General features: G+C 55.6%; 3 protein-coding genes. All 3 read left to right on the forward strand.

Translation table 11 applies throughout. From position 1 onward, the window contains the following. A partial coding sequence (locus V6D20_08180; protein HEY9815758.1) for a hypothetical protein occupies window positions 1-251 on the forward strand: 251 nt, incomplete at its 5' end. A 133-nt stretch (window positions 252-384) separates the two neighbouring features. Then, window positions 385-1,539: a glycosyltransferase family 4 protein gene (locus V6D20_08185; protein HEY9815759.1), complete on the forward strand. Its 1,155-nt coding sequence runs from the start codon at window positions 385-387 to the stop codon at window positions 1,537-1,539. Beyond that, on the forward strand, window positions 1,536-2,020 hold a 485-nt coding region (locus V6D20_08190), incomplete at its 3' end, for a glycosyltransferase (protein ID HEY9815760.1). The genes V6D20_08185 and V6D20_08190, both read left to right, overlap by 4 nt.

Raw genomic sequence — 2,020 nt, forward strand, 5'->3', positions numbered from 1 at the left:
CCTTGGGCTGGTATGGAGGTTTACCCTATATTCTGGGAATGTTGATGCTGCTGTTTAATCAATTTCGCGGCCCAGAAGGACGGGAAGATCCCTTTGCGGCGGCAGCGCGATCAATTACCGTTAGTTTTCTGGCAATTCTATCCCTCGGGCCGTTTATGGTGGGTTTGTCCGGCATGGTCATGTGGGGATTTTTAGGCATCGGTATGGCGGCTCGTAAGCATTATTTATTTCAAGGATCGAAGCTGCCATGATCGATCTGTTGATTTAGCATGAGCCCTATGGCTATGTGAGTTCTTCATCTGCTAAGCCACGTTCAGTCAATAGGAAATGACCTGAGTCAGTTATGGTGTTCATGGAGCTTGATTTTTATCTATATCTAATCCTATGAAAATTTTGCAGATTGGTAAGGGTTGGTTCCCGGAGGAGCCAGGGGGACTGAACCGCTACTTTTATGACTGTGTCTATGCTTTACCTCAGGTGGGCATTGAGGTGCAAGGACTAGTGGCCGGCAGCGATCGCCCTGCTAAAGACTCCCATGGGCAGGTACAGTCCTTTGCCCAAGCCAAGGACTCACTCCCACAACGCTGGCTGGGAGCCCGGCGCTGGATCGCTCAGCAATCTGACCTGCCGCCCTTAGTGGTCTCTCACTTTGCCCTGTATACCTTTCCTATTTTGAACCAACTGGGCGATCGCCCCTTAGTGGTTCATTTTCATGGCCCCTGGGCTTTAGAGGGGCAGGCGGAAGGCGCTAAGGCGATCGCGGTGCAGTTCAAAACGTGGCTAGAGCAAACCTGCTACCGGCGGGCGGTAGTGTTTATCGTACTGTCCCAATCCTTTCGCGATATTTTGCATCGTAGCTATGGTGTGCCCCTGGAAAAAATTCAGGTGGTGCCGGGAGGGGTGGATCCTCAGCATTTCCACACGGGTCTATCGCGGCAGCAGGCGCGGGAAAAACTGGGCTGGGAGAGCGATCGCCCCACAATTGTCGTCGTGCGCCGTTTGGCCAAACGCATGGGGCTGGAAAACTTAATTCAGGCGATCGCCCAAGTGCGAGATCAGTACCCGGATATTGTCGTCAAGATTGCCGGTAAGGGCTCCCTCAAGGATGCTCTCCAGCAGCAAATCGAGTCCCTGGACTTGACCCAGCAGGTGCAGCTCCTCGGCTATGTGCCGGACGAGCAACTGCCGCTGATCTATCGGGCTGCTGATTTCTCGATGGTGCCTACGGTGTCCCTAGAGGGGTTTGGCTTGATTGTGGTGGAATCGCTGGCGGCGGGTACTCCGGTGCTAGGCACGCCCATTGGCGGCATTCCTGAAATTTTGCGACCCTTTTCGTCGGATCTGGTGCTGGAGGGATCGGAGCCGGCCCAGTTGGCCCGGGGCATTTTGCAAGCGCTGTCGGGAGAGCGATCGCTGCCGGATGACAAGGCCTGCCAGACCTATGTGGCAGAGAATTTTGCCTGGCCGTTGATTGCCACAAGGCTGAAATCTATCTATGAAGCGGCTTATGAAGCAGCAGCTAAGGGGAGGGTGGCATGAACCTTGCATCTAATGCTGTACAAACACCATCGCCAACTCGGCGACGGGTGCTGTTTGTTGATCATGCAGCGGTGATGGGTGGCGCGGAGTTAAGCCTGTTGGATCTGGCGATCGCCTACCGAGACACCAGTCGGGTGCTGCTGTTTGACCAGGGCCCATTCCGGGAGCGACTGGAGGGAGCCAACGTTCCCGTCCAGGTAATTGCTGCACCTAGCTCACTGCTGTCGGTGAAGGCGTCGGGAGGCTTGAGCGCTCTGAAGGCGATTCCGGGGCTAGGCTGGATGGCGCGGCGGATTGTGGAGCAGAGTCGAGATGTGGATCTGATTCATGCCAATTCCCAAAAAGCTTTTGTGGCAGCGGCCCTAGCCCGTCTGATGGGAGCGCCGCCGGTGGTGTGGCATTTGCGGGATATTCTCACCGCCAGTCACTTTAGCTCCATGAACCGACGGTTGGCGATCGCCCTGGCCAATGCCCAAGCCAG

It is taken from the genome of Candidatus Obscuribacterales bacterium (assembly GCA_036703605.1).
GTDB lineage: Bacteria > Cyanobacteriota > Cyanobacteriia > RECH01 > RECH01 > RECH01.